Annotated in this window: 23 protein-coding genes and 2 riboswitches; of the genes, 7 read left to right on the forward strand and 16 right to left on the reverse strand. The window is 49.1% G+C overall.

What is annotated here, in order from left to right; genetic code table 11:
* Positions 1–7: 7 nt before the first annotated feature.
* The 5 genes from BLQ32_RS02820 to mtnK form a co-directional block, all read right to left on the reverse strand.
* Complete coding sequence (locus tag BLQ32_RS02820; RefSeq protein WP_053166685.1) at positions 8–1045, reverse strand: ABC transporter permease; 1038 nt, start codon at positions 1043–1045, stop codon at positions 8–10.
* Complete coding sequence (locus BLQ32_RS02825) at positions 969–2501, reverse strand: sugar ABC transporter ATP-binding protein (RefSeq protein ID WP_074509108.1); 1533 nt, start codon at positions 2499–2501, stop codon at positions 969–971. Before BLQ32_RS02825 ends, BLQ32_RS02820 begins: the two co-directional genes overlap by 77 nt.
* Positions 2502–2772: 271 nt before the next feature.
* Positions 2773–3855 carry a sugar ABC transporter substrate-binding protein gene (locus tag BLQ32_RS02830; protein ID WP_074509012.1) on the reverse strand — a complete coding sequence of 361 codons (1083 nt, stop codon included), beginning with the start codon at positions 3853–3855 and terminating at the stop codon, positions 2773–2775.
* Positions 3852–4913: an S-methyl-5-thioribose-1-phosphate isomerase gene (mtnA, locus tag BLQ32_RS02835; RefSeq protein WP_074509013.1), complete on the reverse strand. Its 1062-nt coding sequence runs from the start codon at positions 4911–4913 to the stop codon at positions 3852–3854. Before mtnA ends, BLQ32_RS02830 begins: the two co-directional genes overlap by 4 nt.
* Positions 4910–6100 (reverse strand): S-methyl-5-thioribose kinase, encoded by a 1191-nt coding sequence (mtnK, locus tag BLQ32_RS02840; protein WP_217629830.1) that lies wholly within the window; start codon positions 6098–6100, stop codon positions 4910–4912. Before mtnK ends, mtnA begins: the two co-directional genes overlap by 4 nt.
* A gap of 74 nt (positions 6101–6174) precedes the next feature.
* A riboswitch (SAM riboswitch) is annotated at positions 6175–6330 on the reverse strand.
* 168 nt (positions 6331–6498) lie between these two features.
* Positions 6499–6608, forward strand: a riboswitch (SAM riboswitch).
* A 73-nt stretch (positions 6609–6681) separates the two neighbouring features.
* Here mtnK and mtnW point away from each other — a divergent pair.
* The 6 genes from mtnW to BLQ32_RS02870 all read left to right on the forward strand — a co-directional run bounded on the left by mtnW (position 6682) and on the right by BLQ32_RS02870 (position 10572).
* Positions 6682–7896 carry a 2,3-diketo-5-methylthiopentyl-1-phosphate enolase gene (gene mtnW, locus BLQ32_RS02845; RefSeq protein ID WP_074509014.1) on the forward strand — a complete coding sequence of 405 codons (1215 nt, stop codon included), beginning with the start codon at positions 6682–6684 and terminating at the stop codon, positions 7894–7896.
* Positions 7897–7898: 2 nt separating this feature from the next.
* On the forward strand, positions 7899–8567 hold the full coding sequence (locus BLQ32_RS02850; RefSeq protein ID WP_175557061.1) for a 2-hydroxy-3-keto-5-methylthiopentenyl-1-phosphate phosphatase: 669 nt from the start codon (positions 7899–7901) through the stop codon (positions 8565–8567).
* The gene (locus BLQ32_RS02855; RefSeq protein ID WP_074509016.1) at positions 8564–9181 is read left to right on the forward strand and encodes a methylthioribulose 1-phosphate dehydratase; all 618 of its coding nucleotides are present in this window, start codon (positions 8564–8566) and stop codon (positions 9179–9181) included. Before BLQ32_RS02850 ends, BLQ32_RS02855 begins: the two co-directional genes overlap by 4 nt.
* A 27-nt stretch (positions 9182–9208) precedes the next feature.
* Complete coding sequence (locus BLQ32_RS02860) at positions 9209–9745, forward strand: 1,2-dihydroxy-3-keto-5-methylthiopentene dioxygenase (protein WP_074509017.1); 537 nt, start codon at positions 9209–9211, stop codon at positions 9743–9745.
* 106 nt (positions 9746–9851) lie between these two features.
* Positions 9852–10031 carry a hypothetical protein gene (locus BLQ32_RS19785; RefSeq protein WP_074509018.1) on the forward strand — a complete coding sequence of 60 codons (180 nt, stop codon included), beginning with the start codon at positions 9852–9854 and terminating at the stop codon, positions 10029–10031.
* Positions 10032–10158: 127 nt separating this feature from the next.
* Entirely contained in the window at positions 10159–10572 is a 414-nt protein-coding gene (locus BLQ32_RS02870; protein WP_074509019.1) for a DUF4395 domain-containing protein, read from the forward strand.
* A 51-nt stretch (positions 10573–10623) separates the two neighbouring features.
* On the opposite strand, the gene BLQ32_RS02875 is transcribed toward BLQ32_RS02870, so the two are convergent.
* From BLQ32_RS02875 to BLQ32_RS02885, 3 genes are all read right to left on the reverse strand, one after another.
* Complete coding sequence (locus BLQ32_RS02875) at positions 10624–11892, reverse strand: glutamate-5-semialdehyde dehydrogenase (RefSeq protein ID WP_074509020.1); 1269 nt, start codon at positions 11890–11892, stop codon at positions 10624–10626.
* Positions 11885–13018: a glutamate 5-kinase gene (proB, locus tag BLQ32_RS02880; protein WP_074509021.1), complete on the reverse strand. Its 1134-nt coding sequence runs from the start codon at positions 13016–13018 to the stop codon at positions 11885–11887. The genes BLQ32_RS02875 and proB overlap by 8 nt, the downstream gene beginning before the upstream one ends.
* A gap of 366 nt (positions 13019–13384) precedes the next feature.
* The gene (locus BLQ32_RS02885) at positions 13385–14251 is read right to left on the reverse strand and encodes an amidase (protein ID WP_074509022.1); all 867 of its coding nucleotides are present in this window, start codon (positions 14249–14251) and stop codon (positions 13385–13387) included.
* A gap of 233 nt (positions 14252–14484) precedes the next feature.
* On the opposite strand from BLQ32_RS02885, the gene BLQ32_RS02890 reads away from it, so the two are divergent.
* Positions 14485–15555 carry a winged helix DNA-binding domain-containing protein gene (locus BLQ32_RS02890; RefSeq protein WP_074509023.1) on the forward strand — a complete coding sequence of 357 codons (1071 nt, stop codon included), beginning with the start codon at positions 14485–14487 and terminating at the stop codon, positions 15553–15555.
* 51 nt (positions 15556–15606) lie between these two features.
* On the opposite strand, the gene BLQ32_RS02895 is transcribed toward BLQ32_RS02890, so the two are convergent.
* The 8 genes from BLQ32_RS02895 to BLQ32_RS19665 all read right to left on the reverse strand — a co-directional run bounded on the left by BLQ32_RS02895 (position 15607) and on the right by BLQ32_RS19665 (position 23414).
* The gene (locus BLQ32_RS02895) at positions 15607–16608 is read right to left on the reverse strand and encodes an HAAS signaling domain-containing protein (protein ID WP_036811085.1); all 1002 of its coding nucleotides are present in this window, start codon (positions 16606–16608) and stop codon (positions 15607–15609) included.
* Positions 16595–16945 (reverse strand): PadR family transcriptional regulator, encoded by a 351-nt coding sequence (locus BLQ32_RS02900; protein WP_036811083.1) that lies wholly within the window; start codon positions 16943–16945, stop codon positions 16595–16597. Before BLQ32_RS02900 ends, BLQ32_RS02895 begins: the two co-directional genes overlap by 14 nt.
* Positions 16946–17172: 227 nt before the next feature.
* The gene (locus BLQ32_RS02905; protein ID WP_074509024.1) at positions 17173–18606 is read right to left on the reverse strand and encodes a carbon starvation CstA family protein; all 1434 of its coding nucleotides are present in this window, start codon (positions 18604–18606) and stop codon (positions 17173–17175) included.
* Between the two features lie 314 nt (positions 18607–18920).
* Entirely contained in the window at positions 18921–19139 is a 219-nt protein-coding gene (locus BLQ32_RS02910) for a hypothetical protein (RefSeq protein WP_074509025.1), read from the reverse strand.
* A gap of 126 nt (positions 19140–19265) precedes the next feature.
* A complete protein-coding gene (locus BLQ32_RS02915; protein ID WP_074509026.1) occupies positions 19266–20498 on the reverse strand; it encodes a multidrug effflux MFS transporter in 1233 nt (410 codons plus the stop codon).
* Positions 20499–20727: 229 nt separating this feature from the next.
* Positions 20728–21612, reverse strand: coding sequence for a proline iminopeptidase-family hydrolase (locus tag BLQ32_RS02920; RefSeq protein ID WP_036811074.1), 885 nt, complete (start codon positions 21610–21612; stop codon positions 20728–20730).
* Between the two features lie 120 nt (positions 21613–21732).
* Positions 21733–22806 (reverse strand): branched-chain amino acid aminotransferase, encoded by a 1074-nt coding sequence (locus BLQ32_RS02925; RefSeq protein WP_036811913.1) that lies wholly within the window; start codon positions 22804–22806, stop codon positions 21733–21735.
* 149 nt (positions 22807–22955) lie between these two features.
* Positions 22956–23414: a hypothetical protein gene (locus tag BLQ32_RS19665; RefSeq protein WP_139150491.1), complete on the reverse strand. Its 459-nt coding sequence runs from the start codon at positions 23412–23414 to the stop codon at positions 22956–22958.
* Between the last annotated feature and the right edge of the window lie 357 nt (positions 23415–23771).

Genomic DNA, 23771 nt, shown 5'->3' on the forward strand with positions numbered 1-23771 from the left:
TTGAAAGTTAAGTTTTCGCGAATTTATTCTTGGCGTAAATATAAGTAACGGCCAAAGCCGCTACCAAGACGCCGCCTTTGATGATGTCAAACGCGTAATAAGGAAGGTTGAGGATGGTCAGCCCATTCAGCAGGATGCCGATGACGGCTGCGCCGAAGAATGTGCCGAGTGCGTTCGGTTTGCCGGCGCCGAGCACCGAATAGCCGACGAAAACGGCCGCTACCGCTTCCATCAATAATGGCGCTCCGGCATCAATCTGTCCTGATCCGACGCGTGCAGTAAACAAAATCCCTGCCATGGAAGCAAACACGCCAGAGACGACATACGCGGTGAATTTCACTTTTTTGACGTTCACGCCGGACAACGTGGCCGCTTCGGCGTTGCCGCCGGTCATGTAGAGGATCCGTCCCCAGCGTGTGTGGTTCAGCACGATGTAGGACGCAAGCACCAACACTAGCATGATCCATACCGGCACCGGCAAGCCGAGCATCTGCCCTTGGCCGATCCACAGAAACGCATCCGATAACTGGCCTGGTGCGGTGCCGCCGGATGTCAGCGGCATATTGTTGTAGATGGAGTAGCCTTCCGTATACGTCCGGTGCAGGCCGGCTACGATGTACATCATGCTCAAAGTCGCAAGCAGATCCGGAATGCCAACCACGACAATCAGGAAGCTATTGACCACCCCGACCAAGACACCGACAAGAAGCGGCAACAGCAGCACCAGCCACAACGGCATTTCATACCAAACCATTAAAGAAGCCGTCACTACTGTCGACAGCGACATCGTCGAGCCGACCGACAGATCAAAGCCGTCCACGACAAGCGTAAACGTCACTCCCAGCGCCAACAGCGTCACAATGGAAATCGAACGAAGGATATCCGTGAAGTTGCCGTATGTGAAAAAGGCGTCGCTGATGGTGCTGAAATATAAAATGATAAAGGCCAGTAAGGCGATCGCCCCGTATTTAAACAGAAACTGGATGGCTCTTTCTTTTGCTGAGCTGCCGGTCTTCGGCAGGCTCTTCTTTTCCACCGCTTGCATATAACAAAATCCTTTCCTGGGTCGCTTCTTGCCGTGAAAACTCCTTCACGATCTGACCGTTGTACATAACCAAAATCCTGTCCGATATTCCGAGGGCTTCATGGATTTCGCTGGAGAAATAAAGACAGCCTTTGCCGCTTTCCGCCAGGCTCCGAATGAGCTTGAAAATATCCACTTTGGCGCCGATGTCGACGCCTTTTGTCGGCTCATCAAAAAGGTAGACGGCCGAATCGAGTGAAATCCATTTGCCGATTGCCACTTTCTGCTGGTTGCCGCCGCTTAAATGGACCAGCGGTGTATCGGTGCTGTCCGTTTTGATTTGCAGCCGCTGGATGATTTCCTCTGCAAAGACCTTTTCTGACTTTTTATTCATGAACAGTCCGGGCGAAAATTTTTTCAAATTCGGAAACGATGCATTTGTCTGAAGGGATTCGTGGACAAACAGCCCTTCTTTCCGCCGTTCTTCCGGTACCAGCGCGATTCCCGCTTTGATGGCACCTCCCGGATGTTTGAGCTTCAACCGATTTCCTGACAAATCGATCGTACCGGACGTCAACGGCGTTTCGCCGAACAAGGCTTTTGCCAATTCCGTCTTTCCTGCTCCAACTAATCCGACGACGCCGACGATTTCACCGGACGCTACTGTAAATGACACGTCGTTGACTTTTTGCCCATCGGATATGTTTTCTGCAGTCAGCAACGGATCGCCGATCTCATGACCCCGGTGGACGAGTTCCTCGCTGAGCGTTTTGCCAAGCATCGCTTCCACAATTTCTTCTTGTACGGCCTGCTCCGTTTTAAAGGTATGGACCCATTTTCCTTCTGCCATCACCGTGATGCGGTCGCTGATCTCGAATACTTCCGGCAGCCGGTGGGAGATGAAGATACAGCCGACTCCCTGGCTTTTCAGTTTGTGGATGACCGCAAACAGCTTGTCCGCTTCGCGCAGCGACAAGGGAGCGGTCGGTTCATCGAAAATGATAATTTTTGCGGAATGGACGAGAGCCCGGGCAATCAGCACCAGTTGCTTCTCGGCCAATGTCAGGTGGGCCGCTTTTTGTTTGACGTTGATATCTTCCGACTGCAACTGAACCAATGCCTCTTTCGCCCGCGCGTGCATTTTCGTTTTGGAAACAAACAAGCCGCCTTTTGTAAACGTATCCAGCAGGATGTTTTCAGCCACCGATAACTCCGAAACAATCGCTGTATCCACTTCCTGGTATACGCAGTAGATGCCTTGCTGTTTTGCCGCTTTTGGCGACGGCAGCTGGATGTTTTGGCCGTCCAATTCGATTTCTCCCGCGTCCTGTTCATAAACGCCTGACAGGATTTTGATCAATGTGCTTTTTCCGGCGCCGTTGACGCCAAGAAGCGCGTGCACTTCCCCTTGCTCAAGGCTGAACTCAGCGTGCTCCAACGCGGTCACTTTGCCAAAGGTTTTCCGTATGCCTGTCATCTTCAGCAATGAATTTCCCACCGGCTTCGCCCCTTTCTTGGAAAGGAGCCGCCCCGTTGTATAGGACAGCTCCGCTTGGTTTTCTATTTAGCACCTGTGCCCTTTTATACAAGTTAACGGGCTGACCAGGTGCATCCGCTTTTTTTATTGTCCAGACTCCAGCGATCAAACCTTCGGGTCATAAGCCATCCCAGCTATGTGGCAAAGTACGCCACTTCGCCGGTCCGTCTTATGCCTGTCAGGTTTACCCGATCGCCTCCGCTTTTCTTTGTTATTTACTCTCCAATTCGCGGAGCGCATCCGTATACCCTTGTTCGCTTGCGCCCCAGCCTTCGATATACTCGCTCAACTCAGCGGTCGTGATCGCTTCTTCCGGCAGTTTTTCCGCATCTACGAAAATCGGTTCCAATACCACTTTTTCTTCCGGTTTTTCGCCGTTGATCTGCTGGTACAGGTAACGCACCTGGATGCGTCCGATATCAACCGGATCCACCGCTGCCGATGCAACCCATGGGCTGCCGTCTTTTTGGATCATCTGCAAATCTTCATCGCTCATGTCGATGCTGTACACGTTGATGTCTGTGCGTCCGGATTGTTCAATAGCGCGTACGGCACCTTTTGCAAATTCATCCCATGCAGCCCAGACCGCTGTGATTTCGCCTTCATTCGGATACTGCTTCAATACCGCTTCCATCTGCGCCTGCGTATCAAGTGCGGTATTTTGCGTCGCTGCACCAAAAGCCGTTACTTCTTTGATGCCGGTATTGGTTTTCAAAAATTCCTCGTAAGCGATTTGGCGGCGTTCCATCGGTGCGAAGCCAGCCACCCAGATTTTCACGATATTCGCTTGGCCGTTATGGTCTTCAGCTAATTTTTCCAAAGTCAGTTCGGCCATCTTTTGGTCGCCTTGCTCTAACGAAACGACGCCGTCCACGTCCACTCCTGCGTCAAACGCGACAACCGGAATGCCTTTTTCGACCGCTTTTTCAACGCCCTGGTTCAGCGCCTCTTTTGTGCCGTGGTCGATCAGAATGCCGTCAAAGCCCTGGTTGATAGCTGCATCCAGGTTAGATGCCATTTTCGCCAAGTCGCCGTCCGATGTGAAAACGGTCACTTCGCCGCCGAATTTCCCAACTTGTACTTCGACCCCTTCAATATACTGAGCGGAAAAAGTTCCGAGGTTTTGCTGCATGATGAGCGCTACTTTCTTGCCGGACAACGGATTGTCCGAAGCTTCCGCTTTTGTGCCATCCGCCGTCTTTTCCGCGCTCCCTTCGCCTTTTGGCTGGCAGGCTGCCAGAACTGCACTGATGATCAATAAAATTGTTAACAATAAGAGCGACTGTTTTTTCATGATTTTTCTCCTTTTCCTGCATATAAATTAAGAACTTCGGGAATGTTTCGCTGAAAATCGCCTTGGATGATCCCTTTTTCTGTGATGATGGCGGAAATCAAATGCGCCGGCGTCACATCAAATGCCGGATTGAAGACTTTTGTGCCAAGAGGCGCTACCGGCTGATTGCCGATATGGGTGATTTCTTCCGCTTTCCGTTCTTCAATCGGAATTTCTTCCCCGCTTCGGGTCGCAAGGTCAAACGTTGAGGCAGGGGCTGCCACATAAAATGGAATCCCGTAGGCATCCGCGAGAATCGCGAGATTGAGGGTGCCGATTTTATTAGCCGTGTCGCCGTTTGCCGCGATGCGGTCTGCCCCGACGATGATGGCTTCAATGTCTTTTGCGCCGATGGTATGGGCGGCCATGCTGTCGGTGATGAGGGTGACATCCACTCTGGACTGCTGGAGTTCCCAGACGGTCAGCCGTGCACCTTGGAAAACCGGGCGGGTTTCGCAGGCATACACTTCAAACTTTCGGCCGCGTTCACTTCCCAAGTGAAACGGCGCCAGCGCAGTCCCGTATTTGGCCGTGGCAATCGAACCGGCATTGCAAATGGTCATGACGCGCTCCCGCCCTTCCAAGAGCGACAAGGCGTATTCCCCGATCTGGCGGCAAGATGCTTCGTCTTCCTGGTGGATGCGCTTGGCTTCTTCGAGGAGAAGCGCTTTTCCGGCTTCGGCCGTTTCGGCTTTTTTTACGGTTTCAAGCAGCCGCTCAAGCGCCCAGACCAAATTCACCGCTGTCGGCCGTGATTGGCCCAGATATTCTGCATCTGTTTGCACAGCCTCCAAAAAAGCTTCGACCGTTTCCGTATCATGGCGCTGGGCGGCAACCGCCAGCCCGTAGGCAGCAGCAATGCCGATGGCCGGCGCACCCCGCACTTTCAGCGTAAAAATCGCTTCGTAAACATCTTCAATGGTTTCAAGCGTCAAATAATCGATTTCATGCGGCAGTTTCTGTTGGTCTAAGATAACCAGCTGCCCATCTGTCCAGGCAATGGATAACGGAATACTCATGGCTGCAGCTCCTCAAGCAGTCCGGTTACCGCGCCGATTGATGTCAATTCGGCACGTTTTAGAATCAGGGCTTCTCCGGTTTGCAAAGTTTGCTTTTTCAGGCGGATGCGCAGCTCTGCATCTTCAATGCCGTCCAGGTCTTTTACATGCGCTAAACCAATCGTGCGGCGAATCAATTCACAGCCGGCAAAGCCCAGCGTATCGCGGAAAATCTTTTCCAGCACAAATTCTTTGTAGCCGGCCGTTTCTTTAAATGCTTCAATGCCTTCCTGCTCCCACAACTGCGTGAAGCGGGCTGAGAAAACGTCCCATGTTTTTTCAATATGGCTTAAAACGACTTGCCGCTCTTCGCCTTGGCGTGTGATGGATTGAACCATCAAATTGGCCAGGAACAAACCGACGTCAAAGCCGATCGGACCATAAAACGCAAATTCCGGGTCGATGACTTTGGTCTCGGACTCGCTCGCGAAAATGCTGCCGGTATGGAGGTCGCCGTGCAGCAGCGCTTCCGCTTCCGTCAAAAAGCTGAACTTCAGCTTCGCCGCTTCCAATTTCAATGGAGCGTTATTCCAAATCGCTTCTACCGCACCCTGCAGTTCCGGTTCATAGTCGTTGGTGTCGTTGTTGAAGAACGGATCGGTGAAAATCAGGTCTTCTGTAATTTTGCACAGTTCAGGGTTCGAATACTCGGCCACCAAACGCTTTTTCTCAAACGGATGAAGCGCGAAATCGGATGTATGGAACAGCGTACGCGCCAAATATTCGCCGATGTCTTCGGAAAGTTTCGGGTAGGCTTCGCCTTGGATCAACCCTTCACGCGCAATCGTCAGATGTGACAGGTCTTCCATCACCGTAATCGCCAGTTCCTCATCGGTTGCGTAGACGGCCGGAACCAGGCCAGGTGCGAATTCGCCGTGTTTTTGGAGAGCGTTCGCTTCAATCACTGCACGCTTCAAGGTCAGCGGCCAGCTTTCCCCGACCACTTTCGCATACGGCAGTGCCTGTTTGATGATCAGAGCCTTTCCACTTTTCGGATCTTTGACCTGGAATACGTAATTTAAATTGCCATCGCCGATTTCGCGGCACACCAGTTCTGCGCCTTCCGGGAATGGATATAAGCTTCGAGCCAGTGCAATGGCTGTTTCTTCTGTTAATGCTTCGTATTGTTTGGTTGCAATTGTCATCATTCATCTACCTCTCCGGTTCAATATAAAAAGCCTCTTTCCGCAAAGAAAGAGGCTTAGAACGACAGATTCCGCGCCTCTTATCTTTCAGAAATGTTAGTTTCTGATGGAATTAGCACCGTGCCTTGCGGAATTTTGCATTCCGGCGCGAAAGCGCCCCTTCTCACGAAGGTATTACGGTCGGTTGCTGGGCGTCATAGGGCCAATATCCCTCTGCCTGCTCTTGATAAGAGTACTATTTAAGTATGTGTATGCTGTTTGAAAAGAATCCTATCACGGTTCAGAATTGAGTGTCAATTACTTTTTTTACTAGATAAAATTTTTAAAATATTTATTGACAGAAAGTTTCTGCCATGAAATAATCAGAATTAATTTCTTTAAACTAAACCAATTGAATACCATTCTTATTCAGAGCAGGTGGAGGGACGAGCCCTATGAAACCCGGCAACCGGTCCAATGACGGACACGGTGCTAATTCTTGCAGCCATTCGATGCGGCTGGGAAATAAGAAGTTGTTAAGCCCCTTAACCTCTTCTTGTTTGAAGAGGTTTTTTATTTTGATTTTTAACAGGAGTGTGAATGCAGTGAGCAATTTAACAGCGACATATCAGTTGTACGGCAAACCCAGGTCGTTTGGGAAAAAAGCGGAAGGGATTGCCCTCGGATTGACGATTGGTTCGTGGACCGACTTGCCTTTGCTGGAACAGCAGCAATTGCAGCAGCATAAAGGAAATGTCGTTTCCGTAGCGGAATTCGAAGATTCTCCGCATCCGCTAAAGCCGGATGAAATCAAAGCGGTGGTGAAGATTTCCTATCCAAGCGCCAATTTCTCGGCGGATTTGCCGGCGATTTTAACGACTGTATTCGGCAAATTGTCGCTCGATGGTGAAGTAAAGCTGCTTGATCTCGATTTTGATGAAGCACTGCTCGCCCATTTCCCGGGACCGCGGTACGGCATAGACGGCATCCGGGCTTTGCTCGGAGTAACTGGACGCCCGCTTGTCATGAGCATCTTTAAAGGCGTTATTGGCCGCGACCTGGACTTCCTGGCTGCGCAGCTGCGGCAACAGGCGCTTGGCGGTGTGGATTTGGTAAAAGACGATGAAATCCTTTTCGACAATCCGCTGACGCCTTTTGAAAAGCGGATCACGACCGGGAAGAACGTCTTGCAGCAAGTCTTTGAAGAATCCGGACACCGGACGCTTTATGCGGTGAACTTATCGGGACGCACTTCTGGTCTGCGGGACAAAGCGAAAAAAGCACGTGAACTGGGAGCGGATGCCCTACTGTTCAATGTGCATGCTTACGGGCTCGATGTGCTGCAGGAACTGGCCGAAGACACGGAAGTCGGGTTGCCGCTCATGGCGCACCCGGCGTTCAGCGGTGCGTTCACTTCATCCAGCTTTTACGGTCTGGCGACTCCTCTTGCCCTCGGCAAACTGGTCCGCTACGCAGGAGCCGACTTTTCGCTGTTCCCCTCACCATACGGCAGTGTTGCACTGGAAAAAGCGCAGGCGCTGGCACTCGGTGAGGAATTGGTGAAGGAAAGTCCTTTAAAGCGGACTTTCCCGGTTCCTTCCGCGGGCATCCATCCCGGTCTGGTGCCGCTGTTGATCAACGATTTCGGCATCGACAGCATCATCAATGCCGGCGGCGGCGTGCATGGCCATCCGGACGGTGCAGCCGGCGGCGGGCGGGCTTTCCGCCAGGCAGTCGATGCGGTTTTGAGCAAAACAACACTCACTGACGCTTCCGAACAGCATGAAGAACTAAAAACAGCATTGGAAATATGGGGGTAAGCATGTTGAGCAAACCAGTAATATTCTGCGACTTCGATGGCACTGTCACCAATAACGACAACATCATCGCCATCATGAAAAAATTTAATCCGCCCGGCTGGGAACCGATCAAAGACGATATCCTGTCCCAGCGTGTGTCCATAAAAGAAGGCGTGGCGAAGATGTTCTCGCTGCTGCCATCCACAAAAAAAGACGACATCATCCGCTATGTGCTCGAGCAGGCGGAGATCCGCGACGGCTTTGCCGAATTTGTAGCCTATGCCAAGGAACAGAACATCCCGCTTTATATCGTCAGCGGCGGCATCGACTTTTTTGTCCTTCCGCTGCTTGAGCCATTCGGCCCTTTTGCCGGCGTCTACTGCAACGAAGCGGACTTCTCCGGTGAAACGATCCAAATCGATTTCCCACATGGCTGCGACGGCGACTGCACGAGCCAAGGCTGCGGCTGCTGCAAGCCGTCCATCATCCGGAAACTGCTGGAAGGCGGCTCCAAAAGCATTGTCATCGGCGATTCCATTACCGACCTTGAAGCGGCGAAACGGGCGGACCTTGTCATTGCCCGCGATTTTCTCATCGAGAAATGCGACGAACTCGGCTTGCCATATGAACCGTTTGAAAACTTCCGGGACGTCACTTCCATCATCGACGCCCGTTTGGGTGTAAAGCTATGACGGCCCTTCAAGAACGGTGGCAGGAACTTGCAGACGTCAAAGATGAATTGGCGCTCCGCGATTGGTTTATGGGAACGAGCGGCAATCTGGCCATCAAAGTACAGGGCTCGCCAACCGAATTTCTGGTGACCGCCAGCGGCAAAGACAAGCGCAAACGCACAGCGGAAGATTTTCTGCTGGTGGATGCCAACGGCCAGGCCATTGAAGATACCCATTTGAAGCCGTCAGCGGAAACTCTGCTCCATTGCGAAGTCTATACAAAAACGGCCGCTGGCTGCAGCCTTCATATCCATACTGTGGCAAACAACGTCATTTCGGAAATTTACGGGAACCGCGGAAAAATCGAATTCCAAGGCCTCGAACTGATCAAAGCATTCGGCTTATGGGATGAAGATGCGGTGCTGACCATCCCGATCATTCCGAACCACGCCCACATCCCTGACCTAGCGGAAGAGTTTCAGAAGCACCTCCACGGCGACAGCGGTGCAGTGCTGATTCGGAACCACGGCATAACGGTATGGGGCAAAAACGCTTTTGAAGCCAAGAAGCTGCTGGAAGCCAGTGAATTTCTGTTCCAGTATCAACTGGCTTTATACCAAATACAATCACAATAAAACCCAATTCAGAGAGGAAGATTTCTAATGGCAATCATCAAAATCCAAGGCACAAACGAAACAATCGAAGCGCAAAACGAAGTGGCGGCATTCCTGGAACAGCAGGAAGTCATCTATGAACACTGGGACATCAACAAATTGCCGGAGCACCTGCGCGAGAAATTCGACCTCAGCGATGAAGAAAAAGAGGAGATCCTGGTTGCTTTCAAAGCGGAAATCGATGATATTTCTGCACGCCGCGGCTACCAGGCAGCGGACATCATCTCGCTGTCCGACTCCAATCCGAAACTCGATGAACTGCTGAAAAACTTCCAGCGCAAGCACATCCATACAGACGACGAAGTACGCTATATCGTCAGCGGCCACGGCGTTTTCATCATTCAAGGAAAAGACGAGCGCTTTTTTGAAGTACACTTGTCCCCTGGTGACCTGATTTCCGTGCCTGAAAACATCACCCATTACTTTACATTGGCAGATGACCGCAAAGTGGTGGCTGTCCGGATCTTCGTCACAACGGAAGGATGGGTTCCGGTCTACCAGGAAGAAGAAACCGTCCAAAACTAAATCGCAAAAACGGACACCGGCGTTCTCGTACCGGTGTCCGTTTTTTATATGAAACTTTTCCTTTTACTAACCGTAAATTAAGTGCATAGCAGAAAGGATGAATTTGATGATGGCAAAGAAAACGTTCGAACCGAATTTCGGGACGGGGATAGCGATCGGTATGCCATTCTTCATACTGGGCATTGTCCAGCAAAACGTCGCCTTTTTCCTGATCGGCATTGCTTTATCGTTGTCGCTTGGCGCTTCATTCAAGTCGGCTTCATCAAAAGAAAAAGAAAATGAATAAAGGCAGGCTCCGTTTCTATGATGGAACGGAGCCTGTTTTATTCAACTAATACTTAATTTTAAGTTCTCCTTCTTTATTCTTACTAACCTACTCTGTATACTTATAAATAATTCAAGGAGGCCTCCCTATGACGATTCCAAAACCGCTTGTCCAAACCAATCAATCATTCATCGTTATTAGCGTCATTCTGGCGTTGATTTTCCATAAAGCGATTCTGCTCCTGCCATTTGCTGTAGGCGTCTGGACGCTTGCGACGGGCAAGAATCCTGTCATCCTGTTCGCCCGGAGATTTTTGAAAAAACCGGCAAACGCCTACATCCAGGAAGACCGCGACCAGCAGCTGTTCAACCAATGGATCGCAACGGTTTGCCTGGGGCTGTCACTGCTGGCTTTCACGCTTGGCTACACGGCAATCGCGTACGCTTTCAGCTTAATGGTCGTGGCAGCGGCCGGAGTCGCGCTGATGGGCTACTGCATCGGCTGTACGATTCGCTACCGCTATATGATGTGGAAACACAAGAGAACGAAAGCAGTCAGCTAATGTACTATAGAAAAAGGCCGGAGCGCAGATTGCGCTCCGGCCTTTTGCCTGTTATTTCACTTGTCCGTTCCCTTGGATCAAGTACTTGGTAGAAGTTAACGCCGGCAAGCCCATAGGCCCGCGTGCGTGGAGTTTTTGCGTACTGATGCCGATCTCCGCCCCAAATCCGAATTCAAAGCCGTCCGTGAAGCGGGTCGATGCGTTATGGTAAACTGCAGCAGCGTCCACTTCCATAAAGAATTGGTCGACGCTCTCAAGCGTTTCTGAAACAATCGCTTCTGAATGTTTTGTGCCGTACGAATTGATGTGCGCAATCGCTTCACCGACAGAAACCACCACTTTGATGGCGACTTCAAGTCCCAGGTATTCAGTGCCCCAATCTTCTTCGCCGGCCGGAATCACTTCGCCGTATGGCTGGACCGCCTCATCGCCGTGGATCTGCACCTTGTGCTGCTGCAGCGCTTCGACCAGTTTGCCTAAATGATCCTTTGCCCATTCTTGATGGACAAGAATTGATTCGCAGGAATTGCAGACAGACGGACGCTGCGTTTTCGCATTCAAGGCGATCGAGACCGCCATGTCCGCATCGGCCGTTTCATCGATATAGACATGGCAGTTTCCGGCTCCCGTTTCCAGGACCGGCACGCTGGCATTCTGCACAACGGTCTGGATCAGTTTGGCGCCGCCTCGCGGAATCAGCACATCAAGATGCGAGTTCAGCTTGAACATTTGTGCCGCCGTCTCTCTTCTCGTATCTTCAATCAGCTGCACCGCTTCTTCCGGCAAAGCGCTTTTTTGGAGCGCATGGTGAATCACCTGGACGAGGGCTTTATTGGAATGGATGGCTGTTGAACTGCCGCGCAGCACCACCGCATTGCCGGTTTTCAGGCACAGGCTTGAAGCGTCCACTGTGACATTGGGGCGGGCTTCATAGATCATTCCGATGACACCGAGCGGCACCCGGATTTTTGACATCGCCAGCCCATTCGGGCGCTCCCATTGTTCGAGCACTTCACCGACCGGGTCATCCAGTTCGGTTAGCTGAATCAACGCCTCCGCCATGTCGCCCAAACGGCCGGCATCGAGCTTCAGGCGGTCGATCAGCGACTCGCTCATGCCGCCGGCTCTCCCTGCAGCAACATCTTTTTCGTTTTCAGCCAAAATGAACGCCTGCTCCTCCAGCAATTGGGCGGAAATCAACTGCAGCGCCTCGTTTTTCTCAGCTGTCGTTTTTTTCGCCATGGCGGCTGCGGCTGTTTTGGCAAGTTGTGCTTTTTGAAGCAAGTCCTTCGCTTCGCCTACTTGAAGAAGTTCACTCATTGGTTATTGTCCCCTTTCCTGTATGGCTGAACCACTGGTTGCGGTGGATGACGACTTGGCGTTTGCCTGTCTTCGTGATGACGTTCGCTTCCTGGCTGCAAAGGCCCTTGATTTCCAACAGTTCCTCCGATGAATAATTCACTTGTCCGCGCCCGACAATTTGCCCGGCCGGATCAACGACTTCCACCACATCATTCGCAGTGAAATTGCCGGCAATGTCAATTACGCCGACCGGAAGCAAACTTCTTCCTTGCTCCGAAATGGCCAGTGCGGCGCCGTTATCCACTTTGATTTTTCCAAGCGGAATGGAATGCAGGGCAAGCCATTGCTTGGAGTTTTTCACAGTGGCCTGTGGATCGTCGCCGATGTAGGTGCCGTCCCCATTGCCCTCCAAAATTTTCAGTAGTTTTTCGCTTCCGGCTCCGGTTCCGATAAACACTTGCGCGCCCAATGCCAGCGCAGTCTGTGCCGCTTCCACTTTTGACTTCATGCCGCCGGTGCCAAGTTCCGATCCTTCACTTGAAGTCGCTTCGATCAGTTCATCGGGAATTTCAGAAAGAAAATCGTACCTTTCGGCATTGGGGTTGCTGCGGGGGTTTTCCCGGTAGATGCCATTGATGTCCGTTAAAATCACCAGCAGTTGGGCTTGGACAAGGCCGCTGACCAAAGCCGACAGCATATCGTTGTCGCCGAATGTCAGCCCCTCGACAGAAACCGAATCGTTTTCATTGATGATCGGCAGCACTTTGCGCTTCAGTAATTCGCTCAATGTGGCTTCGGCATTCTGGTACAAATCTTTGGCCAGCAAGTTTTGGCGGGTCAGCAGCAATTGCGCCGACACCACCCGGTGCTTCTTGAACTCTTCCGAGTAGGCCTGCAGAAGCTGCCCTTGCCCGACCGATGCGGCTGCCTGTTTGCCGACGATGCTCACCGGGCGCATAGCGTAGCCGAGGTCTGTGAAACCGGCAGCTACCGCTCCGGAAGAAACCAGGATCACTTCGTGGCCCGCTTCCTTTAAACGCGCGAGCGCTTCCACATGCTCCTGCAATTTTTCCAGGCACAATCCTCCGTTTACATTCGTCAAAGAACTGCTTCCAATTTTAACGACAATCCTTTTTTTCTTCACTTACCGTCACCACCTGTTTTTTATCGCCGAACTGTTTTACGAAAGATGAATAGAATTATTATGCAACATTTAGAATTTTTAATCAACCTATTCCGGCATTTATTAAAAGATAATTTACCAAAAGAGGACACCTGCAAAAAAAGTGATTTTATAAAAATCTTTTTTCGTTTCTTTGTTCCTAGGAAAAAAAGAGAACTTAATGCCTATCAGATATACTATCGTCAGAAAACCGAAATACGGAAGAAGCGTTCAGCAAATTCGGTTTTTATGCATAAAAATGTATAACGGATTTAATAAGGAAAATACAAAAAAAAAAAACAGGAAAAGAGATTTAATCTCTTTCCTGTTTCATTGCCGTTTATAAGCTCAAGGAGCCATCGTCTTCCAGCTGTCCACATAATGGATTGCAATGCCGCCATATCCTGGTATACCGGCATAATGAGCTTGAACTTCAGCCAATTGGCTGTTCATATAGGCTTCGCCTTCTTCAAAAAACGAGATGGCATCGCCTTCGTCGGTTGGCGCTGTTTCAACACCGACCACTGTTGACTTGCCGTATTTTGCTGCAAAATTCACTTCATTTTTCACCAGATCGATAATGAAAGGGGCCGTGTCCCGGTAAGCCATGATAGTGACGCTGCTGGTATTCGCAATCACCCACTCTGCGAGCAGTCCCCGGCCTAATGTATTGTTATAAGAAACTTCATCAAACCAGAATGGCATATCCGCCTCCAACGGAAGCGCAAGGCTGTTAGCACTGGCTTTCGCTTTCACCAGCAAGTTCTGGTAAGCGAGGATCGTTGCTTTTTGATTCGTGGACCAGCCGCTGTATAAATACGGTTCCACATCTAAATGGATGCCGGTGAACTTCTGCAAGGCACTTGAACCCGATTGATAAGTTTTTAGCCACGCCATCAATTGATCCTGGCTGGTGTACCCTTTTTTGGCTACCCATCCCGGAGCGCCGTCTAATGCGTACACCTTTATGCCTTTTGCGGAAGCTTTTTCAATAAACCCGCGGTAGACCTTCACCGGAATATCCCGGTCCACTTGGACATAAACTTTATTGACGTTTTTGTTTTCCAGAAAAGCCAATGTCCCGGCTTCGTCACTGATAAGATCCCAAGGATTCCATAACCAGGTTGCCCGGACTTCCGTTGCCGCTTCTCCGGACAAACCGTTTGAAAATACCATCGCCATTAGCAATACAGCCCCTATCCAAACTTTCTTCATTAGTACAAACCTCCAGTATTTGAACTCATATAACAGAAAATGATATAAACAGATACTTTATCATATATTTTTTCCTTATATTAACACCAAACAAGTCTTTTTACTACCATTAAAATTAAGGATTTACTATTTTTCTTCTACACATCCCCGTTATAATAGAACCAACAAACGAGAACCTGAAATGTTTCTATGCAAAAGCCGGTGCTTATTCTAAGGAATCGGAGGAATGGATGATGGAGCAAGTGGAAATCGCCCAAAAACGGCTGGCCGCTCAACACATTGAAGGGCAGAAATTTCAAGAACCGGAACAGGTCGTCCGATGGATGGGCGCCATGCAAGCCCAAAATTACCCGCAGGCTTTATGGGCAATCGGAAAACGGATGGAATCCGCTACTCAGGCACAAGTGGAACAGGCCATTGCCGAAGGGAAAATCATCCGCACCTGGCCGATGCGGGGTACCCTTCATTTTATCGCGCCGGAAGACAGCAAATGGCTGCTCGCTTTAACCTCCCCGCGCATGCTGGCTGCAAGCAAGGGCCGCCTGAAGCAATTGGAACTGGACGATGCTGTCCTGCAGCGGTCCGCGGAAATTTTCCAGCAGGCTTTAAGCGGAGGCAGCCGGTTATCCCGCGCCAGTATGTTGAAGTTGCTGGAGAGTTCGGGCATCCGGGTGGACGGACAGCGCGGCTATCATATTCTCTGGTACTGGTCCCAAAAAGGCTTGATCTGCCTCGGTCCGCTAGAAGCCAAACAGCAAACTTATGTCTTGCTGGAAGAATGGGCACCGCAGGCAGAAGAACTGACGCGGGAAGAAGCCCTTCTGGAACTGGCCAAGCGGTATTTCATGAGCCATGGCCCTGCCGCGTTGCGGGACTTTGCCTGGTGGTGCGGTTTGCCAATGAAAGATGTTCGCCTCGCCTTGGAGTTGGCAAAACCTTTCCTGGTTTCAGAAGAAGTGGACGGCGCCGAGTACTGGTTTTCTGGAACAGATTCCCCTATGGCTGCGAACGATTCGTCCCTTCACTTGCTTCCTGCTTTTGATGAATACTTGCTCGGCTATACCAACCGCAGCGCTGTGCTGCCTGTGGAATATTCCGGCAAGGTCGTGCCTGGCAAAAACGGCGTTTTCTTTCCGATTATCGTTGAAGATGGCCAGGTGACCGGTACTTGGAAAAAAGAAATCGCCCGAAAAAGCATTGCTTTTGAATTCAATCCGTTTTCGCCAGAACGCGATTTGCCGGCTTCCTGGCAAAAAGAAGCCGTAGCATTTAGCAATTTTCTTGGAATGCCGATGACTTTATAAAACAGGAAAAAGCGGCTGAGCAGTGTGCTCAGCCGCTTTTTATGGATGTTTTTATTTTGCAGGACTTATCATCGCTTTCCGGAAACCTTGGTACATATCACTAACCGCAACAACGACTACCGTTAGAATAATTGCCCCTATAGTCCAGCTCAAACCTGAAGTTCCACCAAATACTGAGCTGATTTCGTCCAAAAATGCTTGGTTAACCAATTTTGAGTTGGTGAGAATCAGAACGATAATCCCGGTTGATACGATTTGGACCACCGCATTGAATATTGCCACGCGCCTTGTCCACTGGCCTTCCCTCCATTTATAAACCGCCAAAGCGATTTCCAGGACAAGCATCAGTATGATCAGCGGCCAGTATGACAGCAGAACATCCTGGTTGAAAGTCGGTGCAACAAACTCAAGGCCTTCCCCTCTGTTGTGATAGACGCCCAACAGCCGGTCCGCGTTGAAGTAGCCCGCCGTCCAAATCACGGTCCAGATCAAACTGCCCGCAATTTCAAATTTGGAAATCGCTTTTTCCTTCGGAATATAAACGACTTCTTTTAAATCATCCGGCGTCCATTCTTTGCTGTTCATCGTCATTGGCGCCTGCGACGAAGAACGGTCTGCCCGTTCAATCAGTGCGATGACAAGTGTTAACCAAAAGAAAACTTGCATGGCCGCATTGACACTGGCACTAATCGCATCACCGATCAAAGAAACCGTTGCATCTATGATTGTCGTTTCACCGCTATTGGTAAAAATGGCAACCACAATGACCACAATCAGCGTCACTGTAATGGCAATGGGCAGGATGAGCTTTAACAGGCTGATATACAAATCAAAATAACGCGGACCTATTAAGTGCATCGGCTTGTCACGGTAACCGCTTGCCAGAACAGCCGGATTTCCCATTTCAGCCAATACTTCCTTCACGTCCTGTTCCGAAGGATCTTCCGGCAGCATGTCTTCGATAGCCGAACGCAGTTCCAGCGCAATGTCCTGCCGGTTCTTTTCCGGCAGCCTGCGCGTCACTTCGCCGATATACAGGTCAATCAAGTTCATCTGGACCCTCTCCTTTTAACAGATTGTAGAGTTCCTGCGACGTTTTTTCCCATTCATTTTTTAATTGGCCAAAAATCTCTTTTCCGTATTCACTCAACACATAATATTTCCGTGGCCGGCTTTCCGTCGTATCCCAGCTGCTGGTGACGAGTTCCTGCTTTTCCAAGCGGCGCAATAACGGATACAGCGTGCTTTGTTCCATCGCAATGCCGTTGCGTTCCAGCAATTGCACCAATGAATAGCCGTACTGCGGCTTTTGTAATTGGCTCAGCACTGCCAGCGTCAAAGTGCCTCTGCGAAGCTCCGTGGACAGGCTGTTGAACAAGGAATCGTCCATCTGTACACCTCCGTTCTTATACTATGTGACGTACACTATCTATACTGTATATCATACACCATTTAAAATTCAATAACAATAGAAATCTGATAATTTAGTAAATTATTTAATGCATAAAAATCAGCCCATTCCAGGCAATCAAGGAGCTCCGATTCCCCATTCTTCAACAATAAAAGGCATGAATCCGGATTGACGGGATTCATGCCTTTTTCATGGTCTATTTTTTATTATGCTGCGTATTCGGAATCGCTTGCTTTCAAGCTTCTGTATTTGATGATTTGCACCGCATACCAAAGCAGAACCACTAAAGTGATGCAGGAGCCGATGATCATCGAAATTTGATAGTCCATGTTCAAGCCTTCCGGCGCATAGAAGATATATGTCGATACCACGCCAGTCATAAAGCTTGCCGGCACTCCTGAAATCCAGTGGAATTTATAGCTTCTCAGCAAAAAGACGGTCGCTGTCCACAGCATGACGGTTGCTACGACCTGATTGGTCCAGCCGACATATCTCCAGAGGAACGTGTAATCGATGGTCGACAGATAAAACGTCGGAATCGCCAGTGGAATGGTCACCAAAAGGATTTTCCATTTGCCTTCCATGTTCGTGAATTTTGAAAGGATATCGGTGACGATCATCCGGGACGAGCGCAATGCCGTGTCACCCGTTGTAATCGGCAAGATGATGACGCCAAGAATGGCCAGGATGCCGCCCATTGATCCCAATAGCGAGATGGAGATTTCATTGACTACGCCTGAAGGGCCTCCAGCCGCCAACGCCGCCTGCAGCCCCGTCGTGCCGTTGAAGAACGTCATGCCAGCAGCTGCCCAGATTAATGCGATAATTCCTTCAATCACCATAGCGCCGTAGAAAATTTTGCGGCCATCTGTTTCTTTCTTCATCGTGCAGGCAATGATCGGACTTTGCGTACAGTGGAATCCGGAAATGGCGCCGCAGGAAATGGTCACCATCAACAGCGGCCAAATCGGCAGTTCGCCCGGATGCAAATTGGCAAGCGTCAAGTTCGGCATCGGTTTGCCGGAAAATACCAGCGCAACAGCCACTGAAACGGCCATGAACAGAAGAATGCCCCCTAATAATGGATAAATGCGACCGATAATGCGGTTGATCGGCAAAATCGTAGCCAGAATAAAATAAAAGAAGATAAGTGCTAAAGCGGCCATAAAACTCAGCGGTGAGATTTGGGAAATCAGCTGGGCCGGCCCTGCTGTAAAGGCAGCTGCCACCAACAGCATCAATACAAGTGAAATTCCGTTGATGAACAATTTCATGTGCTTGCCGAGGTACTTTCCGACAATCGTCGGGAACTGGGCCCCGCCGTGCCGCAAAGACATCATTCCTGAGAAATAATCATGCACGCCGCCGGCAAAGATGCAGCCGACCACAATCCAGATAAACGCTACCGGCCCGTACAAGGCTCCGGCCACTGCCCCGTAGATTGGGCCGAGCCCGGCAATATTCAGTAACTGGATCAGGTTCCCTTTCCACCAGCTCATTGGCATAAAATCAAGGTTATCCCTCTTCGTATAGGCCGGTGTGGGCGTGTTGTCATCCACCCCGAAAACTTTCTCGATAAATTTTGAATAAAGTGCATAGCCTAGAATTAGAAATAAAAGTGCTCCGAAAAAAGTAATCATCCCTTTGGCCTCCTGTCGACTTGTTTTATTTTGTACAATGGCTTTGTGTATTTCTTTATGATAGATATAATATTTTGAAAAAACAATATTTTCGAACAACTTTAATCAATATTACCCTTTTCCACTATTTTTTTTGCATAAAAATAAGGAATAAATGCCTATAAATCAGGCTTCATTCCCTTTAATGAAAGATATTTCAATTCAGGATTTTTATTCCTAGCAATTGCATTAAATCTTCTTTTTTATTATTTCAATAGTTTTTTGCGTTTCCAAATAGACTTCTTTGCCTTTTAAGAAATCGGCATTTCAGGTGGTTAGCGCAACCAGAAATCGACAGTTTTGGCGTCGGCAATTTCTTCTGTTCCTTTGGCAATTACATCGCTTATCGTAATCGTCAGGAATTCAAAGCCGGCTTCTTCCAGGACAAATCCAAGATTGCCGCTTTTGGTTTCCACTGGTGCTATTTCGCTGTCCAGTTCTTCCAGATAAACATCATCATCCCACAGCTTTTTCTCGCTTGTACTTGTTTCCAATAGAACGACTGGTGCAAAGTGGAGCGGCGCATCTGATCATAAAGTGAAAAGAGAGCCGCCCATTACTCCAATAAAAAATGCCCTCTAATTAATAGAGGACACTTGGCCGTCAGCCTTTGTTCTATTTCAGGCACGTTGCTTAACCGCATCTTGTGCCATTTGCTTCTGTTTTTCATATCGTTTGACGAAAAATAGATAGGCGAGCAAAGCCAGCAAACACATCGAGAAAATCGTCAGCCCCATAGGAACGGCTGTATCTTCCCCGCCCGCTCCGACCAACGGCGCGGCAAGAGCCCCTAACACAAACGGCAAGAGGCCAAGCAAAGCGGATGCGCTGCCTGCCGCTTGGCTTTGCGATTCCATCGCCAGCGAAAAAGAAGAAGTGCTCACGGTTCCGATCGACGCCACAAAGAAGAAAATCGGCACGACGACTGCCCATAGCGGCCCTTCTGCAATCACAACCGCCAGCAGGATGGTTCCCGCAATCGTTGCCACGTATAAAGCCGTTTCCAGAAACTTTTTCTCAGAGATAATATGCGCAAACCGGCCGACTGCATAACTGCCGATGATCAAGCCAATGCCGTTCATTCCGAAAAGAATGCTGAAGGCCTGCGGCGATACACCGTAAATGTTCTGGTAAATAAACGGTGTGCCTGACACGTAAGCAAAAACACCGCCGATCAGCAGCCCTTGCGCCAGCGCATATCCGGTAAACTGACGGTCTTTTACTATCGAAGTAAAACTTGAAAAAGTGGCTCCCAAATTGCTTGGCACCCTTTTTTCAAGCGGCAGGCTTTCGGGCAGACGGAACGCTGTAATCAAAAGAAGAATCAGTCCCACAACCGATAAAGTGAAAAAGACGCCTTTCCAATCTGAAAACAACAAGATGCCTCCACCCATGGAAGGAGCGAGCAACGGCACCATGTTATTTATAACCATCAGCAAAGCAAAGAGCCTTGTCAGCTCCGGCCCGTCGCTTACATCCCGGACTATTGCCCGGGAAATAACCAGCCCTGCAGCTGCGGCAAACCCTTGTACAAAGCGCAAGACAATGAATAGGTAGATATTTGGAGCAAAAATGCACGCAGCAGAAGCTGCAACATAAACGACCAATGAAAGAATCAGCGGTTTTCTCCGGCCATGCATGTCGCTGAGGGCGCCTGCAACCAACTGGCCGATTGCCAACCCAAGCAGGCAGGCGGTTAAACTGAGCTGGACAAAAGAGGCCTTTGTATCAAATACCTCTGTAATGTTCGGGAATGCCGGCAAATACATATCAATCGTGAACGGAATAAGCGATGTCAGCGCTCCTAACAGGATAATAAACCGTGCACGTTTTGCCCCACTTAAATTTCCCATTAAAACAGCTGCCTTTCCTGTTGCTTCTATAAAACCTTATGAAGTTATTGTACCAACTTTGTCCAATGAGCAAACTAACTTTTTGCAGATTCTTACTATACTTCACATAAAAAAGCGCTTTTCTCAAAACAAGAGAAAAAACGCTTGATAATTTGTTAAGTATAGAGGCAGTTTTATCGGCCTGCAAGTATGGCGCATTGAGTACCTTTGCCGATTTTTTCAGGACCCGTTAAGCTCCTGGCCGCAGTTCCTGCCGGTTCACCCATTCCCGGATTACATCGACATACGCTTGCGGTTCTTCCAGGCTTGGCATATGGGAACTGTTTTCAAACACATGCACTTCTGAATCCGGCGCCAGGCTTGCATAATATTCGGTGGTTTCAGGCGTCGCTTCGTCGTAGCGCCCGCAAGTGAAAAGAGCCGGTATCTCAATTTCGTGCAGACGCGTGGTTGCGTCGAAATCCTTTAATGTTCCCGTGACGGTAAATTCCGATGCGCCCCACATATAACGGTAGATTTGGTCATTTGATGCCCCAAAGTCTTTCCTCATTTCGTCCGGCCACGGATCCAGCCGGCACATATGGCGTTTGTAGAAAGCCATCATTGCCTGCTTGTATTCTTCGGAATCCGTCGTATGGTTCTGTTCGCTTTGTTCAATGGTGTCCTGCAACTCCTGCGGCAGCTCTTTCAGGTAATTGCGCTGATCCGCCACCCACCGGTGGGCGCTCAATGCCGGCCCTGAAAAAATCACGCTGCGGACGCCGGCCGGTTTTTTCAAAAGAAAGGAAGCCGCAAGCATGGATCCCCAGGAGTGGCCGAGAAGATGAAACTCTTCCAGTTCAAGCGCTTCGATTACATGCTCGAGCTCTTCTATATAATGCTCTACAGTCCATAATTCTTTATCAGCTGGGTGGCCCGAGTTCCCGCATCCCAATTGGTCGTACTGGATGATTGGGCGCTCTGCCCCAAGCCCGCGCAGCGGGTCCTTGTCATTGCTTTTGCCGCCGGGTCCTCCGTGCAGCAAAAGCAGCGGAATGCCGGGTCCATTGCCGGTGATCCGGTACCAGACGTTTCCTCCTTTGACCGGGATAAACCCTTCCGTTACGTTCTCCATTCTTTTTTCCTCCCTCTTTTATAGCTGTTTTAGTAGGTATTCCATTCTTCTTAACAAATTCCTTTATTTTCCGAAAAAGAGCCGCTCCGCATGTAGCGGAACAGCTCTTAATTTCATCAATTATTTCACTTCTACTGTCCAGCCCAGTGTGTCTTCCACTTTGCCTGTCTGGATGCCCGTAATCGTGTCGTATAGCTTTTGGGACAAGTCCCCGATTTCGTGGTTGTTGATGATCATTTTTTTACCTTGCCAGTTGAGTTCGCCCACCGGTGAAATGACAGCTGCCGTTCCGGTGCCGAACACTTCCTCGATCAGGCCGTCCTGGAATGCCTGGTAGATTTCGTCGATGGAGATTTTCTTCTCGTTGACCTCAATTCCCCAAGAACCCAGCAATTCAATGATCGACATGCGGGTGATCCCTTTCAGGATGCTGCCGTTGAGCGCAGGCGTCACCACTTCGCCGTTAATCTTGAAGAAGATGTTCATGCTGCCGACTTCTTCGATGTATTTCTTTTCAACGCCATCCAGCCACAATACGTCCGCATTGCCTAGCTTTTTCGCATTGGCCTGCGCCTGGTAGCCGGATGAATAGTTGCCCGCGGTCTTCGCCATGCCGGTACCGCCTTTTACGGCTCTTGTGAATTGGTCTTCCACGTGGATCGTAACCGGCTTCAAGCCACCTGTGAAATACGAACCGACTGGCGACATGATAATCATGAATTTATAGGTCTTTGACGGAGCGACCGCCAAATTCGCTTCTGTCGAAATGATGAACGGGCGGATATAAAGCGATGTGCCCGCTGTTGATGGCACCCAATCCTTTTCCAGTTCAATCAGTTTCGTCAAATATTCCAGCACGACGTTCTCATCGATCGGCGGAATGCTTAAGCGTTCGCTCGACAAATTCAAGCGTTCAAAGTTCTTCTCCGGACGGAACAGCAAAACGCGCCCTTCCTCGGTGCGGTAGGCTTTCATTCCTTCAAAAACCGTTTGGCCATAATGAAAAATCATAGCGGCCGGATCTAATGTAATCGGAGCATAAGGAACGATTTTCGGTTCAAACCAGCCTTTGCCCGCTTCGTATTCCATCGTAAACATATGATCGGTAAAGAGGGTTCCGAAAGGCACCTGGTCCTGTGACGGCTTATCTTTCTTTGATGTGCTTTGTACAATTTCCAATTCGTTGGTGGTCAACAAGATGAAGCACTCCTTCCAAAGTGAACAATTTATCACGTAATGTGAATAATTATACGCTCTCATACAGTTTTTCGAAAGAACTTTTTTAAATACTGGAAAAATTAAGAGAAAAGGCCTGTTATCGACAGGCCTTTCATATATAATATTTAATTTTCAATTGGTACGAGCCCTTCGAAACCTTCAATATCTCCATGTTTTTCATACATTTTTTCCGCATACTCTTTAAATGGCAAGTGAAAATTCTCAGATGGTGTCCCTAATATAATTTCAAAAACGCCTTCTGTATAGGTGACCAAAAAACTTTTTTTCAATTCCGGATCTGTTGCTAAAATTTCTGCTTTGCACTGTTCCACATCGACCGGAAAACAATTGAACATGGTCATTTCTAAGTGCCCTTCCTTCGCAATTGATAGACAAACTCCGTATCCTGGATTTTCATGTACATCATGCCCATATCTTCTGGCTTCTTCAGGGTTACGGGATGTAACGGCATTATAGCCGCATCGTCTGCAATGGATATACGTTACGTCAATCTTATAATAATTATCGGCAAAAGCTGAACGCCCGCACTGTGGACATTCAACAGCGTACATAATAGAAGCCATTTTGAATTCTCCCTTTCTTTATCCTAATAGGTTTGATAAAAAAGGGATGGTTTTTCCGTCAAGGAGGGCTTTTAAATAAGAGGGGGATGATTGAAGGCAGTCTGCGTGGAGCGTGTTTTATTCCAGTATACGTAATTAGATTTTTCCGTCAATTTTATCTGGAGAAATTCAATGAGGAAAGAAGAAAAGAAAATGCTCTGTTCGAGAGCATTCGCTTTCCTTTTTTAGCTAAGATACATATTGCACTTCCGATAAGCCCTCATATGTAAACTGGTCTTATTTGGTTCCTCTATATTTTAAATTAAAATAAAAAATATAATTTTTTACCTACTTAAAATTGTAAAATACAGAATAGGA

It is taken from the genome of Planococcus glaciei (genome assembly GCF_900099655.1).
GTDB classification, from domain to species: Bacteria; Bacillota; Bacilli; order Bacillales_A; family Planococcaceae; genus Planococcus; species Planococcus glaciei.